Consider the following 14,789-nt stretch of genomic DNA (forward strand, 5'->3'; position numbering starts at 1 on the left):
CGCTGGCGCGCAGAGCCGCCGTCAGTTCTCGTCGCAGCTCGTCCGGGAGGATCCCTAAGCCAAGGGCACAGGCGTGCACCAGCTCGCGGCAGTCCTGCAGTTGCCGGTCCGTGGCGATCTCGGTGAACAGAAGGTGAGCCAAGGCGGCCGTTCGAGGAGGTCCGGGCATGACTCCAGCCGTGCGACCAGGGCCGCCAGCCACTCGGCTCCCGCGCGGCCGACGGCCACGTGCTCCTCGCCCCAGTCGGCCCGCGCCTGCGGGCCGAACTCCGCAGTGGCCACGCCGGCGAACAGGCCGAAAGGCGTAGCCCGGTGCTGGGCCCGCAGCAGGTAGCTGGCCACGGACAGCACCGCATGCTGCACGTCACGGACGGCGGGGTGCTCGGCCGTACACAGGGCTCGTACCTGCGCGGCCAGGACCGGGCTGGAGTGCTGGAGTGCCTCGCCGACATCCTTGTCCGCCCAGACCGCGCGTAGCCACGCCACACAGGCAGACGAACCGCTGGGCGAGCGGTCATCAAGGTCAGGGCATGGAGGAAACGGCAGCGAGGGCCGGGCCACTGCGCGCAAGAGAGCAGTGGAACCGGTGCGGAACGCTGCGAGCGGAGCGACCACCAAGTACCTCCGTAGGTGAGGGGTCCGAGTGGCTGGTGCCGCCGCACTGAGACGCGGCGGCACCAGACCGGAGTGGCCTGAGAGCCGGGTCAGGCGACGTTGGTGGTGCAGGCCCCGCAGGTGGACCCGCAGTTGTCGTCGGTCAGGTTGACCAGGCCCGCCGGGTCGGCGATCTCGACGAGGGATACGTCCAGGTCGAAGCCGTCCGATGCCCCCGGAATCTGCGGGCGTACTTCGGTGCGGCTGGGAACTACGGTGCTGCGCGTCATGCTTCAACTCCTCGCAATCGTTGTGGTGTTACTGGGCTGGAGCGCCCACCAGGTGCCGTCACGGGAGCGTTGCCAGACGGCTGCTCCCCGGACGGCTCCTGGCCGCCCGGCACGAGGTGACGTGCTCCGCGTAGGAAGTCCTCGCGGGCTGTCTGCCTCACGCCGGGAAGTCGTGTGCCGGGAGTCTGATCAAGCGGACGTCGGCCGCCGTCCCATGAAGTAGGCGAGCGCCTGGGCCTTGAGGCGATCGAGGCACAGCTCGCACGCGTAGAAGGAGGCGTGCTGCCCATCCCACTGCACCGGGCCGAGCCAGATCACCAGGACTCCGGTACGCCCGCAGCCGATCCAGCCGTCGCCGGTGATCCACGGCCACTCTCCATGAGAGGACGTCCCCTTTCTCAGCTGGTCGGGATGGTCGATCTGGCGGCCTGGCAGTGGGGAGCGCAGGCCCAGAGCTGGAACGGCAGGCCCCGGTGGCGTATCTCGCCCAGCCGTCGACCGCTCGCTCCCAGTGGACGGGCGCAGAGGGCGCAGTCCATGGCCATCTGCCGGCGGGGCCGGAGTCGGGCGAGGTCCGGAAGGGGCGCGGGTGCCGTGGCCGGGATGCTCACTTGCCGCCCTCGGTGCGGAGTTCGGCCCAGACCTCTTTGCCCCAGGGGCGTCTGCCTGAGCCGTGCAGGTCGTAGCCCCAGCGGTCGGCGACAGCGTCAACAAGGAGCAGCCCGCGCCCCGACTCGTCGTCATCAGCCGCCTGGCTGAGTACGGGCAGACGCGACGGTTCCCGGTCCACGACCCCGACACGCAGTCGTGTCGCGCTCGGCCGTACAACCGTGAGGCGGATATCGGGACACAGAGTGTGCCTGGAGGCGTTCGCGATCAGCTCCGTGACGATCAGTGCCGCACGGTCGACGAGGCCATCGAGGCGCCACACCCCGAGGACGTCTCGGACGAGTTCGCGGCCGAGGTCGGCCGTGGACGGCTCGCACGGGAAGGTCTGGCTGTATCTGGGGTGGCCGAAGGAAAGGGCCTCAACTGGTGTTCTCAGACTCGTCATTGGGGTGGAGCCTTCGTGTCGTCTCGGCGCCCGGCCCGCCCCCGCGGGGGAACTCAGGGGGCGGGCCGGGCCGTCAACAGCCGCCGCACAGTGGGGCTCGGCGGGCGACCAGCACCCAGACAACTCCCTCTTCCAGCAGGTTGGTTAGGCCGTTCAGGCACTCAGCAGACGGACCGACCTAGGCTGTTTTGACCTCCTCTTTACCTGGCGGGTGGGAATCGCGCGGACTACCGTGCCCGCATGGACACCACCCGCAACACCGTTCTTGAGGCGTGGATGACCGAACACGGCTACAGCTCCAACAGCCTCGCCGAGGCCGTGAACAGGGCCATTGAACGGTTGACCGGACGCCCTGGAGGGCTCGACGGCTCATCGGTCCGGGCATGGAAAGCGGGCCGGGTCACGTGGCCAAAGTCAGCTGCCCGCAAGGCACTTGAGGGCGTCACCGGACTACCCGCCGTCGCTTTGGGGTTCGTGCCACGGGGCCGGCCTTCGTCCACCCCGGCCCCACCGCAGCAGGAGGACCCCGACATGAAGCGCCGCACTCTCGTCGGCAGCATCGCGGCGGCTGCCGCCGCAGCAGCCGCTCCCGGCACCACATCGCCGCGCCGTATCGGCATGAGCGACGTCAACCGCCTCAACAAGCGCTTCGCCGAGATCATCGCCAGCGACCACCGCCACGGCGGACAACTCGGCATCGAGCAGCGGGCCGCCGCCCTCGCCGACGAGGCGCTCAACCTCCAGAACGCCGGCAGCGCCACCCAGCGTGTACGAAGCAACCTCTACGCCTCCGCAGCCGCCTTCCGCTCCTCCGCGATGTGGGCCGCCATCGACGGCCGGCGCTACGACGTCGCCAAGGCGCACATGCGCGAGGCCCAGGCGCTCGCCGAGATGTCCGGCGATCAGGCGATCAAGTTCCGCATCTGGAGTCACGCGGGAACCATGTACCGCCACATGGGCCGTCCCGCCGACGCGATCGCCGCCAACGACGTGGCCCGCAACCTGCACCTCCCCCGCCGAGACCCCCTGTTCGCATCCCTCGGCCTGGCCCGCCAGGGCGCCATCCACGGCACAGCGCAGGATCGCACCGGCACCCGCCGCTCCTTCGGGCAGGCCCAGGAAGCCATGCTGCGTGCCGACGCCGCCGACTACCGGCCGGTCTGGATGCTCGCTTTCTACGACCAGGCCGAGCTGAACTCCCTTGCCCTCTGCGCACACTTGGCGCTCGGCGACTACTCGACCGCCGAGTACCATGCCCACCGCTGCCTGTCCTCCCTCCGGCCCCACATGATCCGATCCAGGGCCATCACCACGACCCGGCTCGCCCACGCCCAGCTCGCACAAGGCGACGCCGACGCCGCCACGGCCACCGCGATGAAGGTCCCCTCCGACGCAGCCACCCAGCACGCCCGGGTCACGCGCATGCTGCAGGAGTTCGGGGCCGCACTGCGCGCCACCGCGCCGGGCAGCTCCACCGTGCAGACCTGGACCGAGCACACCGCCACCTGGAGGATGGCCGCATGACCACGGCGCCCGCCATCGAACTGCGCACCTTCACCACCCTCGACACAGCCCGCGGCGACCTCCTCGACGTGTACGCCGACGTGCGCGCCCCGCTCCTCCACCTGCCGAACTACGCCGTCACGGCATTCGGCGAACGCCTGGACCGGCACGGCACCGAGCCGGGGTTCACGGCCGCCCTCGCCTACGCCGACGGGCACCCGGTCGGCTACGCCTACGGCAACACCATCGAGCACGGCGACCGCTACTGGCAGCGCATCAGCCCGACGCCAGCCGAGAAGTACACCGAGCGCCCGGCCCTGGCCCTGAAGGAGATCGGCGTCCGGCCGGCCTGGAGGAAGACCGGCACCGCCCGCCGCATCCACGACGCTCTCCTCGCCTTACGCGACGAGCCATACGTCACGCTCATGGTCAACCCGGCCGCCGGCGACGGAAAGGTCCATGCCCTCTACAAGTCGTGGGGGTACGAGGACATCGGGCAGAGCCAGCCGTCACCGGCCTCGCCCGTTCTCAGGGTGATGGTCCGCGCCAGTACCTGACCGACGTCCCCCACTTACCCCTCCCCCTCACTGATCCACGCCGTCGGCCGCATCACCTGGACGATCCGCCCAGTCCTCTTCGTGCCCCTCGCACACCGACAGAGCGTCGAACTGGCAGCCTGCGCATATGATTTCGAGCCTCAGCAGTCCGACTGAGTTACAAACTTTCTCTACTCGCTTTCAAGGCGGCTCGCTCCGCTCACCGCGCGCGGCACGGGCGCCGGCCGAGCCCGCGCTCCTGTCTCGCCCCGCTCCAGCCCGGTCGACGCCGGTACCGCACCCTTGGCGATAAGCCGCCTGATGTCAGAGATGGGGTACGTCGTGGCTGGGGTGGTCGGCTCCGCTGCTTTACGCAGCCACTTTGGCGCGAGCCTCGAAGATCACGGCCCCAAGGTCCTGCTTCACTGGGCAGGTCCACAGACTGCCCGATGCGCCAGAAGTTTAGGGGGTCATGATCACTCGCGCCAAAGTAGCTCCAGCCCAAAGCCGCTATGCGCCGATGCTGTTGCCCTTGAGCCGATCACAAGTGCGCCCCTACAGGCCAAGGTAGACAGGCTATCGCCTGCGAAGTACTGGACCCGCGCAGTCGCCGTGACTGATTACGAAGCGATCGCCGAGGTCGCAGCCCGGCTCGTACCGCGTGCCCGCGCCAACCTCCGGAAGCTTCCGGCGGCTTCCTGCAGGCCTCGGCCGCCGAGCATCGTCCCTCGGGGCTCAGCCGCCCTGGTCGAGCGGTGGGCGGCACGGTCGGTCGAGAGCGCGCTGCACCCGCTCGGCCATAAGGGAGGCGCTGTGTCGGACACCGGTCACCCCGTCCAGCACGGATTTCACCCTACTCATCTGCGCATCGGCATCTCGGTACCCCTGCTCATACAGCGCCTGGAAGCGACTGGGCGAGAAGTCCAGGGGGCCGCTGACGCCGCCCAGCGGACCCGCTGGGACCAGGGGCCGGTCCGGCCTGATCTGCAGCAGGGTCAACCCTTCGTGGTCTCCCCGGCGGAGCGTCTCACCCGGGGACAAGTGCACCACTATGACGATGTCGCAGTCGTCCAGATCGGCGAGCGCCCGGATCGGCGTGTTGTCCCCGCCGAGGAAACCGTCTCGGTAGTAGCCGCTGCCCGCGCTGCGGGGCGGAAACAGGAACGGCAGAGCCGCACTGCCCAGCACCGTGTCCACCACCTCTTCCGCGGGCAGCGCGTTCAGTTCCACCATGCGCGAGCGGAATCCCATCCATCGGCGCAGGAAGTGCGATGCGGTCTGTGCCGCCCGCAGTCGGACGAAGACATGCGGGATGGGCATCTCCACCGGGTACACCGCGACCCGGCACGGGATGCCGCTGCGCAGCGCGGGCACATCCACGTTCGAGCGGACCAGCCGCTCCAGATCCCCGCGCCGCGTCAGGATCCGCAGGATGCGCGGTGTCAGATTGCCGAACTGGGAGGCCAGGGCGTCCTCCTGCCCGGGCTCGCCGAACGGTCCCTCCCCGAAGCGCGCGGTGAACCACCCCCAGGCGCTGACCAGCCGGGTCGAGCCCGCGGCCAGGTCGGGGGACGAGGCCAGGACCGCCGCGTTGAGCGCTCCGATGCTGGTCCCGGCCACGGCCGTCAACTCGATCCTCTCCTCCGCCAGCCGCCGCACCGCCCCGACCTGGTACGCGCCCTTCGCCGCGCCCCCCGCGAGCACCAGCCCGACCCGGTGCACGGCGGGCAGCGGCAGCGGCAGCGGCTCCCGCTCGTCCCTCCGTACGGCCATGGGCGGCACCGGACGCTTGGCGAGCGCCCGCGCCCGGGCGACCAGGGCAGCGGTGTCGGTGACGTCATCGGCCAGTGCGGGCGGCCGGTGCGGGCGGTTGTCAGCGACACCGCCCGTTGGCACCTCGGCCGCTCGCTGTTCCGTCGGCTCTCCCCCGCCCCGTGGCTCTCCGGGCATCAGCCGTTCCGTTCCGGCACGGGGCTCGCTTCCGGCAGCGTCCGGGAGCCGACACCGTTGGCATGGCGCGGGAGCACCGGAACTCCCGGCCTGCCGGGTGGCAGCCTGTCGGCCAGCCGCCCTCGTGCGGCCCGGGCCGCGTCGGCCTGCTCGTCCACCGCCCAGCGCACGAACTCCTGGACGGTCAGCAGCCCGGCCGGCTTCCGGCACTCACGTGCGGTGTCCTCCCGTGCCTGCCCGATCACCACCTCCACTGAGTCGTCGGGTTGGTGCACTGACCGTTCCAGGGTGCGGGCCATCACCAGGGCGAACGGTGCGTGCGGCGGGCGCAGCTCCTCGAGCACCCCAGCACCGAGTAGTTCCGCGGTCATCAGCCGGTCGTCGGCGGAGGGGAGTTCGTCCAGGACGTGGGAGAGCAGTGCTGCCAGCGGCAGGCGCTCCTCCTGCCAGCCCAGTCGCCCCCGTACCCGGGCCAGGGCGGCATCGGCGAGCGCCTCGTCGGCCAGCCGCTCGCGCCAGGTACGGTCCCGGGTGGCCGACTCGTGCTCTCCCGGCTTTCCAGCCGCCAGCTGGCGGGCCAGCAGCAGCACCTGACACGGCCAGGGCAGGGAGCGGTAGACGCCGTGCGAATGCCACCGGCGCAGCAAGGTGTCCAGGGTGTCGCGGGACGCCTGCCAGAGTTCCGAGTGGAGCTGTCGGCGTTCGAGTTCCAGCAAGGCCGTGTCATGGGTGTCCAGCCGGCGGGTGGTCACGTCCATAAAAGAGGCCACTATCGAGGCCAGTTCGGACACCTCTTCCATGCTCTGGCGCGCCAGTCGGCCACCGTCCTCCGTCTCCCGGGCGAGTTCGTCGAGACGGGTCGCCACCAAGGCGACATTCAGGTTGGTGAAGGACAGATGCTCTCCCAGGTCCCGTACCACGCCGACGGTCTGGCGCTGGGCGCCGGCCAAGGCCTGGGCGCCCTGGACCTGGCGCTTGCGGTCGGCGCCGGTCAGCCTCGACCAGTGGCGGCGGAAGAAGCCCTCCCCCGCCCGGTGGTCGGCGAGATGGGCGGCCGTCTCCGAGTGATTGACGATCTCCACCAGGGCCCGGTCGGTGGCGAGGGGGATCTTCTCGGCGAGCACCCGCAGATCCATGAGCGTCATGCCGGCCCCTGACCGGAGGGGGTGGCCTTGTCCGCCCGGGTGGTGGCGGACCGGGGTGCGGCGGGGCGCAACCGGGCGGCTGTCAGGACCACGGGCAGGCTGAGCCGCTGGTCGCCGAGGCGGTAGGCCGGCAGTACGACGATGTCGGCCTCGCGGCCGAAGCCGCATTCCGGCGAGTAGAGAGTGACCGTCTCGGGGATGACACCGGTCTTGGGCCGCTCGAACTCGAACACCGGGCGCTGTCTGAGGTGGCTCGCCGCTCGGTGCAGAGTGTCGGCCCTGTCGCAGAGTTCCGCCACGGCCGCTCGCTGCCGCTCGCCGTCCGGGCCCTCGGGCACGAGAAGTCCCTCCAGCCTGTCCCGGTCTACACCTTCCCCCCCCACCAGCAGTTCCGCGCAGGATCGCTGCTGGCGGGCCTCGGCCCGGAGCAGCGCGCGGTGGGCATCGACGGACTGGCCGGCGGCATGGCCGACAGCCGTCGACCGGGGTCGGGCAACGGCCTTCTCGACCAGCGTCCTGAGGTCGTCACCGTTCAGCAGCCGCGACCACTCGCGACTGAGCTCTTCATGACGGGTTATCTGGTCGTCCTGAAGCCTGCTCAGAGCGGACCGGGCTCCTTCGAGTTGCTGCACGGCATGCGCGAGCTCGCCCTCGCAAGCGTCCAGACGCTTCTCGAGTTTGTTCAGCCGCGTTGTCGCGGCACGCTGCTCCCCTGCGAGTTGTTCCACCGACCTCTCCTGGTCGGCAAGGTCCTGTTTCAGTTCTCTTCGGTTTCCGGTGATCGTCTTCAAGATGCTTTCCACCCACGTCACAGACTGCGGATCCCCTTCCGCGAAGGGCGCGAGAGCCGTGGAGTCGGGACCGCGCGGTGAGCCGGCCGCGGGCCCGTCCTCGCATCCCCACTGGTCGTTCATGGGCTGCCCTCCTCGGGGCTGGCGTACGCCGTTCAGTGCATGCGGTCGAACGTGATCGTTCCCGGAGTCACCTGGCCGGTCAGGTCGTCGACGGCCTCCACCTTGATCTCCGTTCCGCCGAAGTACACGCGGAGCGTGAAGTCGTATTCGTTGCTCTTCTTACGGTGCTGGACGGGCACGTCGACCGCGATCGACCCGATCCGCTCGCAACCTCCTTCCGTGACATAGCGGGGCTGCTTCGCCGTCGTTCGGTAGAAACGGAGATGGACGTTCCTGGTGTTTCGGTAGGCGGGGCTGAAGCTCATCTTGGCGCCCTCGTCCATCTCAACGGGCCGCCCACGGGTCACCAGGAGGCGGAACCTCCCCTCGCACTTCGGCTCGCCGTAGATGTCCTTACGCCGCTCAGGGCCGTCCGACTCCTCCCAGGGCATGATCATCTCCACACCGTAGGTGTACCGGGCCCGGCGGGAAACCATCATGTCCGGGTTGTAGGCGTAGTGCACGGCACCTTCGAGCACGGCGTATTCGTGATTGGGAGGCCGCAGCACCCGGATCCGCCCGCCGAACCGGTCGTGCACCCGGTCACGCAAGTAGCCGGAGGCGGAGAAGCCTCCGACGAGCAGCATGCACTCGTACGGGACACCCCCGTCGCCGGCCATGGCGGGCGTGGCCTCCACGGCCGTCAGCTGTTCCTCCACTCGGTCCAGGATCGGATCGATCAACCGGTCGAAGACCTTCTGCGCGTCCGCCGCCGAGTACGTCAGGCGGTAGCGCCTGCCGGAGACTTCCTCGAGTTCCTTCCTGCGCTCCTCGGTGAGGAGTTCCCAGATCTCCCCCGGAACGTCCACCGAGACACGGGCCGACTCGTCGAACCGGAGCTTGCCGTCGCTGTCCCGCACGGTGAGGATGTCGCCCAGTTTGTACTTCTCCCACTGGTCGTCCATCCGCTGGAGTTCTTCCGGGTACTCACCGGCCAGCCTCGACGCGATGTCGAAGCCGAGCCGGTCGGCCAGGAGTTCGGTGCGGAAGGCGTGGTTGAGGAATTCCGATCCGAGTCGGCCGCCGCAGACCTTGCCGATCTCGCCGAGCCGGATCTGGTCGTCCCGCAGCGACTCGTAGGCCGTGATGTCGATCGTGCCCCCACCGCAGTCGACGACCATGAGGCGGGTGCCGGCCTTGGCGAGGGGCACCTGATCAGTGCGCCCGCTGCCGTCGATGAGGGTTCCCAGGCCGAGGAATCCGGTGATGGCTGCGGCCTCCGGCTCGATGACCAGCAGTAACCGATCATCGTCCGCGGGGAATCCTGCCCGGACGGCGGCGTCCCGCATGAACTGTTTGTCTTCCTCGTCCCAGATCGCCGGTACGGTCAGGCACCAGCGGACCTCGTCGGACAGATACCCGGAGGCGGCCATGTCCTTCTCGGCCGCGCTGCGCACCATCGAGAGGACGCCGACGACCAGGGTGCGCACCGCGTCGATGCTGCTGACCTCGGCCCTGCCCGAGGCCTGGGTGACCGCCAGTTCTCCGTTGTCGGCCCGGAGCGCCATCTTGTAGCCGGTCACATAGCCCCATCCGGCGTCGCGGCCACTGACGTGGCGCTGCCAGCGGTCCCGGGCCCTGTGTCCCCATTCAGCGACCTCCCCGTCAGAAGTGGTGAGCACGGCGGAGAGGTTCTTGGAACGGGTCATACCCCCGGCGGAGCGGTAGCTGGGGTATCTGATCTCGCGGCTCTCGGGGCTCTCGTTCTTCCAATCGATCACCGACCAGGCAAAACCCGTTCCATACGTGCCAAAGTCAACAGCGGCGGCGACCTTCACCTTGTCGCTCGCCCGCGCGCTGTCCTGTGTCATGTGCCCCCCTGACCGCTGACGGGCTTACGACGCCGCCCCTTGGACGCCGCACGCGGCGGTGCCATCAGTGTGAGGCTGGACTGTCCGGCGGTCGCGGTGTTGCGGTGTTGCCTATCCGGCCGGTTCCTCGCCGCTGTCGGTCGTGTACCCCGCCCGGACCCGGGGCGTCGACCCATGGGCGGACCGGGAGCGGATGGCGTATACCAGTTCGGTGGCCGGCCCGTGGCGTGGGGACTGCTCCAACGTCCCTGCCAGCAGGCGAAGTTCAGTCATCGCGGTCGCGGACCACGTCATGTCCGCGCTCCGCAGCGATCGGCGGCCCAGCTGTACCGCCTCGTGCAACTCGCCCTCTACCGCCAGGGCTCTCGCCGCCCGCGCGCCGAACAGCGCACGCATGCGGCGCCCCTGCGAGGTACGGGCGGGCCGGAGTCCGGTGCGCAGCAGTTCCACCGCGTTCCGTGGCCGGCCGAGGTCGAGCCAACACCAGCCGCTCACCAGCTGCGCCGGATCCCCGATGGTCGCCGAACCGAGCAGCAGGCCGTCCGGTCCTTCATCCGGCTGAGAGGCCCACAGGGTCCGCGCCCGGTCCAGGGCACGAAGGCTGCCCAGCTCTTCGCCCCGCATCGCATGGCCCTGAGCAGCGCGCTGCGCGGCGAGGGCACGGACACGTGGCCCGTACTGGTGGTGGTAGACCGCCTCACACAGCTCGATCACGGCGTCGGCGCGCCCTGCATACATCTCCAACTCCGCGCGCCGCACGAGGCTGTAGCCACGCAGGTCATTGAAGCCCGACCGGGCTGCGAGCCGGCCGGCCTCGGCCGTCCAGCACCGCGCGGCCGCCTCCGATCCGCTCTCCTGGGCCATCCATCCGGCGAACTCCGCGGTGTGCGCGGCGAGACGGAGCAGGGCGCGGTCGGGGTTGCGCCCGGTGAGGGCGATCTCCTTCAGCGTGCGCACCTGTTCCGCCACCGCGGGCAGTACGACGCGAGCGGGGACCTCGCGTCCGAGCAACCTCAGCTGCCAAGCGGTGTTTCGGAAGGCCGCAGCGACGGCGGCCGAGTCCCGTCTGTCGGGGATCCAAGGCTCAACATCCCCGACGAAGCGTGCACCAGGACACGGTCCCGCGCCGGAAGCCGGAGACAGATCACCGGTGTGTTGGTGGGGGTCAGCCGTCGCCGTGGACGACGCAGCCGATCCCGGAAGCAGCTGCAGCAGGCGCCCTTGCCCATCGACCGCGCGATCGCAGATCCGGGCGAGCTCGACACTGGGGAGCCGCAAGCCGCGCTCGATCCTGCTGAGATGCCCTTCGTTGTACCGAACCTCTCGGGCCAAGGCGCGTAGTGACAACCCGGCCTCGCTCCTCAGACGGCGCAGTTCGGCTCCGAACGGCAGCGCCATCCCGTCCCCCCGGGCCTGCCCCTCCGCCACGCGCCCCCAACTCCAGCCACCCGGCGGGCCGTTCACAGTCCGCCATGAATGTCAGACTATGGGTCACGTGAGACCACATCGTGGCTGCTCCCGAACGCCGCCACTCGTACGGGTGACGCCTGAGAGGTCTGTCGGGAAACCACCTCCCGTCACCGGACAGCGGCACCTCCTGGACTGCCTGCTCCAGGGCCCGGAAGTCCGCCTTGCCCTCAGCGGAGACCATTCGGCAATCGCGCTCGGACGAGGCCGCGCGAGCCGCACCGCCCGAGCGAAGCTGCACCGGCCGCAACAGCGCGCCTTCGTGTTCGACTCCGAGGCAATTCAGGGGTGATCGGGAGATCAGGAGATCGCTGCGCTGATCAAGACGGCTCCGCGGATCGACACCCCGATCATCACCTCGGCGCTCACGACCTTGAAAGCATGGGACCCTCGCGAAACGTCAAGGCAAGCACTGTGGAACTGAACGCTGTCCCGCCTCCGCATCACCGACGACATGGGCCAACTCCTCGCGGAACACTCCGTGCGAATCGAGACGGTCTGACAAGACACCGCCCGTAGCCCACTCCGACCACTCGTCGGCTCCCGTGAGCAACACGTGCCCTCATCGGACAACATCCACCGGCACGTATTCAGCACACACGGCAACAGGAAGCACCGTGAACAAGTGAGAACTACTGAGGAGTGTTTCCCAGGTCGGACACCTCGTGGCGCGCATCTCCGCAGGTCACAGCTCCACCCAGGGAAATCTCCTAAAGCGGTTGTCGCAGGTTCGAATCCTGCCGGGGGCACAGAAGAAGGGCACCTACGGACTTTCGTAGGTGCCCTTTGGGATTCATGGTCGGCAGGCCGCCTCCCAAAGGCTCAGGCGGCGTGCGGGGTGAAGGTGACATGCGAGTCGCCTTCGTCGATGGTCAGGTTCAGCGTGCCTTCCAGGGCCTTGGCCAAGCGCCGCAGCAGCGGGAGAGTCGGCACGGTGTCGCCGCCCTCCATCCGAGAAACCTGGGGCTGAGTCATCCCAGCCCGCCCTGCCAGCTCCACCTGGGACAAGCCGAGTTCGGTCCGACGGTTGTAGACCGCCTGCCCGAGATCGCCGGCCAGCCGCGCGTCGAAGTACTCCTGGTCGTACTCCACCTCCTCACCCGCAAGCTGCCGGGTCCGGCGCGTCCTCCACGTACTGTGATTCATCAGCTCTCCTTGCGCCGCTCGTACGTGTGCTGGGCATGGTCATGCTCGGCCTCGCAGACCTTCTGGGCCTGATGCGCACGCTCGACTTCCGCCGCCTCACGCATCCTCGTCTTACGGAAGACCGTCAGCAGCACGATCCGTTGGCCTGGCGCGAGCCAATACGGAATGCGTACGGCTTCGCCGTCCAACTCGAAGCGGAGCTCACGTAGCTTGCCACCCAGGTGCCGCGAGTACGGCTCACCGAGGGTCGTCGGCTCGTCCAGCAGTCGGTCCGTCTTGTCCTCGACCCGCCGGTAGAAGCGGAACGGAAGCAGCTCCAGCCAATCCCGTACCTCGGGTTCGATCTCGATCTCCCACCGCGCCGCCATGCAGTCAACGGTATATATCTCCGAATGTATAACGCAAGCCGCCACGGACCTCGGAGCTGCACCGCCCCAACCAGACCGGCGAGAGCCCGGCCTCGTGCAGCGAGGACACCTCCGTCGGAGCGAGCCACCGAGTCCACGTCGTGCCCGTTGTCCTGGCTTCCGCCAAGCCACCGCTTCGGCGGAACGTCTGGCTCGGCCAGGAATTCCCTCGTCATGGATGATCCAGCACCGCTACCGTCAGCGTCCGCATTCTCATTCTCATTGTCCTTGGGGGGCATCCGTGATCGTCCGTGCGTTGCGGCCTTTGTCGTTATTCGGAACTGTGGTTGCCGGGGTCCTGGTGGCTTCCGGGTGTTCCGCGCGTTCAGATGCGCCACCGGACTCAGTGGCCCCGCGGGCGACCGCATCGGCCAAGGTCGCCGTGGCACCTCTGACGCGGGCACAGTTGCGGACGCTCACCTTCAAGGAAGGCGAGGTCACGGGGGTGCACGAGGCGGGTATACCGGTGCAGGACCCCCAGCCGAAAGAGGATCAGCGCTCTTTCCCGCCGGTGTCCGATCCCGCTTGCCAGACCATGCTCGACATCCGGAGCGGGAAGCGCGCGTCCACCGTCGTCCTCCAGATCTTCAACTGGAAGGGGGACATCTGGGGTGGCGGCTCGACGCTTGCCGCCTACGAAGACGGGAAGGCGCAGCAGGCCTTCACACAGCTCAAGCAGGCACTCGGCTCCTGCCGCTCGTACGAGGGCACAGGCTGGGTGGGGAAGTTCAAGGCCACGCTGACGACGGAACAGGCCCCGGGAGTTGGGGACGAGGGCGTGCGATTCCGGGAGACCATCCCCATGGGCTCCGAGTACCCAGGGGACCGCAACGAGCAGTTCACCGTGGTGCGGGCCGGGAACACCATCGTGACGTTCCGAAAGCTGAACATCGGCGGCAGTGCGTCCTTCCCCACCGATCTGGTCAACCGGCAAGTCGAACGGCTGCAGAACGCGCAACGCTCCTGAAGGCAACACAAGCAACCCGAGGCGTCGGTCGGCATGGCCGGTGGTTCTGGGCCAGCCGGCCGGACGAGAAGTCGCCCGCTAGTAGGCCGACTTACCGGTGGACAACACCGTGGATGCGGCCGCGTGCTCCGCGCAGACAGCCCACCAGCTTTCGCCACCGGAGTCCGTGACAAGCACGCTCCACTTTGCGGGTTCGGGGCACGGTGCCGCCCAGGAACACTCACCCCGCGCCGATGCCGTGTCGGCCTGGTGGCGGCTTGCGTCCCACGGGCCCAGCCACTGAAGTTCCATGTCTCCCAGTGAAGCGAAGGCGAAGGTCAACCGGCGTCGCTACTCGTGTGGCAGAACCAGACGGTCCCAGTCATCCCCTCCGCCCCGGCGGCGGTTCGTCGAACAGGTCGAGTTCGGCGCCGGTCGGGGCTTCGAAGAGCTCTGCGTACGGCTCGAGCATCTCGCGAGTGATCCGGGCCGTCCCCCGCTCGCCCGCCCTGTTGCGGGCATCGAGGCGGCGGCACAGTTCGTCGATCGGCGCCGCAAGGTAGTGCAGTTCGACGGAGACGCCGAGTGCGCGCGCACCGAGACGCTTCTCATCCCGCTCCGAGCGTGACCAGAAGCCGAACTCCAGGATCACGCTCCGGCCGAGCTTCAACAGCTCCTGGGCATGCTGGGAGAACCGCCTCTCCAGCCGGTCGCGCGTCTGCGCGTCGAACAAGTCGATGCCGAGATCCGCCATCCATTCGTCCGGACACAGACGCACAGCCGGAATCTCGTTCGCAAGGCGCTTGGCCAGTGTCGTCTTCCCTGAACCAGGAAGTCCGCACAGCAGAATCAGGCTCGGCTCGTGTCCCGCGTCCACCGGATTCCTCCACAGCGCCTCAGAATCATCAACGCCGCACATGCTGACGCAGCCGAGTCGAACCATGGAACTGAGTTTTCAGCGATACGGACGCTCAGCGCTTCAGCGGG

General features: G+C 68.8%; 14 protein-coding genes and 2 pseudogenes. 4 read left to right on the top strand and 12 right to left on the bottom strand.

Annotated elements, in window-relative coordinates; genetic code table 11:
• Nucleotides 1-141: 141 nt before the first annotated feature.
• From ACFWXQ_RS32405 to ACFWXQ_RS32415, 3 genes and pseudogenes are all read right to left on the bottom strand, one after another.
• A pseudogene (locus ACFWXQ_RS32405) lies at nucleotides 142-486 on the bottom strand (lantibiotic dehydratase); the annotation flags it as partial.
• A 218-nt stretch (nucleotides 487-704) separates the two neighbouring features.
• Nucleotides 705-884, bottom strand: coding sequence for an FxLD family lanthipeptide (locus ACFWXQ_RS32410; RefSeq protein WP_016825826.1), 180 nt, complete (start codon nucleotides 882-884; stop codon nucleotides 705-707).
• Between the two features lie 607 nt (nucleotides 885-1,491).
• Entirely contained in the window at nucleotides 1,492-1,938 is a 447-nt protein-coding gene (locus ACFWXQ_RS32415; RefSeq protein ID WP_383936456.1) for an ATP-binding protein, read from the bottom strand.
• A gap of 240 nt (nucleotides 1,939-2,178) precedes the next feature.
• Between ACFWXQ_RS32415 and ACFWXQ_RS32420 the strand changes: the two genes are divergently transcribed.
• Both ACFWXQ_RS32420 and ACFWXQ_RS32425 read left to right on the top strand, forming a co-directional pair.
• Nucleotides 2,179-3,462 (top strand): XRE family transcriptional regulator, encoded by a 1,284-nt coding sequence (locus ACFWXQ_RS32420; protein ID WP_383936457.1) that lies wholly within the window; start codon nucleotides 2,179-2,181, stop codon nucleotides 3,460-3,462.
• Nucleotides 3,459-3,998 (top strand): GNAT family N-acetyltransferase, encoded by a 540-nt coding sequence (locus tag ACFWXQ_RS32425; RefSeq protein WP_383936459.1) that lies wholly within the window; start codon nucleotides 3,459-3,461, stop codon nucleotides 3,996-3,998. Before ACFWXQ_RS32420 ends, ACFWXQ_RS32425 begins: the two co-directional genes overlap by 4 nt.
• Before the next feature lie 714 nt (nucleotides 3,999-4,712).
• Here ACFWXQ_RS32425 and ACFWXQ_RS32430 read toward each other — a convergent pair.
• Genes ACFWXQ_RS32430 through ACFWXQ_RS32440 form a run of 3 tightly spaced genes read right to left on the bottom strand, consistent with a single transcriptional unit; the run spans nucleotide 4,713 to nucleotide 7,305 of the window.
• Nucleotides 4,713-5,927: a patatin-like phospholipase family protein gene (locus ACFWXQ_RS32430; RefSeq protein WP_383936461.1), complete on the bottom strand. Its 1,215-nt coding sequence runs from the start codon at nucleotides 5,925-5,927 to the stop codon at nucleotides 4,713-4,715.
• Nucleotides 5,927-7,072, bottom strand: coding sequence for a hypothetical protein (locus ACFWXQ_RS32435; protein ID WP_383936463.1), 1,146 nt, complete (start codon nucleotides 7,070-7,072; stop codon nucleotides 5,927-5,929). The genes ACFWXQ_RS32430 and ACFWXQ_RS32435 overlap by 1 nt, the downstream gene beginning before the upstream one ends.
• Nucleotides 7,069-7,305 (bottom strand): hypothetical protein, encoded by a 237-nt coding sequence (locus tag ACFWXQ_RS32440; protein ID WP_386269744.1) that lies wholly within the window; start codon nucleotides 7,303-7,305, stop codon nucleotides 7,069-7,071. The genes ACFWXQ_RS32435 and ACFWXQ_RS32440 overlap by 4 nt, the downstream gene beginning before the upstream one ends.
• Before the next feature lie 30 nt (nucleotides 7,306-7,335).
• Between ACFWXQ_RS32440 and ACFWXQ_RS32445 the strand changes: the two genes are divergently transcribed.
• Nucleotides 7,336-7,944, top strand: a complete 609-nt coding sequence (locus tag ACFWXQ_RS32445; RefSeq protein ID WP_386269746.1) for a hypothetical protein — start codon at nucleotides 7,336-7,338, stop codon at nucleotides 7,942-7,944.
• A gap of 74 nt (nucleotides 7,945-8,018) precedes the next feature.
• Here the strand turns inward: ACFWXQ_RS32445 and ACFWXQ_RS32450 are convergent, their stop codons facing one another.
• The 5 genes and pseudogenes from ACFWXQ_RS32450 to ACFWXQ_RS32470 form a co-directional block, all read right to left on the bottom strand.
• The gene (locus tag ACFWXQ_RS32450; RefSeq protein ID WP_383936467.1) at nucleotides 8,019-9,836 is read right to left on the bottom strand and encodes an Hsp70 family protein; all 1,818 of its coding nucleotides are present in this window, start codon (nucleotides 9,834-9,836) and stop codon (nucleotides 8,019-8,021) included.
• A 111-nt stretch (nucleotides 9,837-9,947) separates the two neighbouring features.
• Nucleotides 9,948-10,847, bottom strand: a complete 900-nt coding sequence (locus ACFWXQ_RS32455) for a hypothetical protein (RefSeq protein ID WP_383936531.1) — start codon at nucleotides 10,845-10,847, stop codon at nucleotides 9,948-9,950.
• 210 nt (nucleotides 10,848-11,057) lie between these two features.
• Nucleotides 11,058-11,234 (bottom strand): annotated as a pseudogene (locus ACFWXQ_RS32460) (helix-turn-helix transcriptional regulator); the annotation flags it as partial.
• 891 nt (nucleotides 11,235-12,125) lie between these two features.
• On the bottom strand, nucleotides 12,126-12,449 hold the full coding sequence (locus tag ACFWXQ_RS32465) for a helix-turn-helix domain-containing protein (RefSeq protein WP_383936469.1): 324 nt from the start codon (nucleotides 12,447-12,449) through the stop codon (nucleotides 12,126-12,128).
• Nucleotides 12,449-12,817, bottom strand: a complete 369-nt coding sequence (locus ACFWXQ_RS32470) for a type II toxin-antitoxin system RelE/ParE family toxin (RefSeq protein WP_383936471.1) — start codon at nucleotides 12,815-12,817, stop codon at nucleotides 12,449-12,451. Before ACFWXQ_RS32470 ends, ACFWXQ_RS32465 begins: the two co-directional genes overlap by 1 nt.
• A 421-nt stretch (nucleotides 12,818-13,238) precedes the next feature.
• On the opposite strand from ACFWXQ_RS32470, the gene ACFWXQ_RS32475 reads away from it, so the two are divergent.
• Nucleotides 13,239-13,823, top strand: a complete 585-nt coding sequence (locus tag ACFWXQ_RS32475; protein WP_383936473.1) for a hypothetical protein — start codon at nucleotides 13,239-13,241, stop codon at nucleotides 13,821-13,823.
• 361 nt (nucleotides 13,824-14,184) lie between these two features.
• Here the strand turns inward: ACFWXQ_RS32475 and ACFWXQ_RS32480 are convergent, their stop codons facing one another.
• On the bottom strand, nucleotides 14,185-14,745 hold the full coding sequence (locus ACFWXQ_RS32480) for an AAA family ATPase (protein WP_383936474.1): 561 nt from the start codon (nucleotides 14,743-14,745) through the stop codon (nucleotides 14,185-14,187).
• Nucleotides 14,746-14,789 lie beyond the last annotated feature (44 nt).

Origin of the sequence: Streptomyces sp. NPDC058697 (genome assembly GCF_042715345.1) — a bacterium.
GTDB classification, from domain to species: Bacteria; Actinomycetota; Actinomycetes; order Streptomycetales; family Streptomycetaceae; genus Streptomyces; species Streptomyces liliifuscus.

Bases quoted from the DNA above. Each gene is read 5' to 3' on its own strand.
- ACFWXQ_RS32430 (WP_383936461.1), bottom strand. From the start codon at position 5,927: ATGCCCGGAGAGCCACGGGGCGGGGGAGAGCCGACGGAACAGCGAGCG.
- ACFWXQ_RS32435 (WP_383936463.1), bottom strand. From the start codon at position 7,072: ATGACGCTCATGGATCTGCGGGTGCTCGCCGAGAAGATCCCCCTCGCC.
- ACFWXQ_RS32410 (WP_016825826.1), bottom strand. From the start codon at position 884: ATGACGCGCAGCACCGTAGTTCCCAGCCGCACCGAAGTACGCCCGCAG.
- ACFWXQ_RS32425 (WP_383936459.1), top strand. From the start codon at position 3,459: ATGACCACGGCGCCCGCCATCGAACTGCGCACCTTCACCACCCTCGAC.
- ACFWXQ_RS32470 (WP_383936471.1), bottom strand. From the start codon at position 12,817: ATGGCGGCGCGGTGGGAGATCGAGATCGAACCCGAGGTACGGGATTGG.
- ACFWXQ_RS32465 (WP_383936469.1), bottom strand. From the start codon at position 12,449: ATGAATCACAGTACGTGGAGGACGCGCCGGACCCGGCAGCTTGCGGGT.
- ACFWXQ_RS32420 (WP_383936457.1), top strand. From the start codon at position 2,179: ATGGACACCACCCGCAACACCGTTCTTGAGGCGTGGATGACCGAACAC.
- ACFWXQ_RS32415 (WP_383936456.1), bottom strand. From the start codon at position 1,938: ATGACGAGTCTGAGAACACCAGTTGAGGCCCTTTCCTTCGGCCACCCC.
- ACFWXQ_RS32480 (WP_383936474.1), bottom strand. From the start codon at position 14,745: ATGGTTCGACTCGGCTGCGTCAGCATGTGCGGCGTTGATGATTCTGAG.
- ACFWXQ_RS32450 (WP_383936467.1), bottom strand. From the start codon at position 9,836: ATGACACAGGACAGCGCGCGGGCGAGCGACAAGGTGAAGGTCGCCGCC.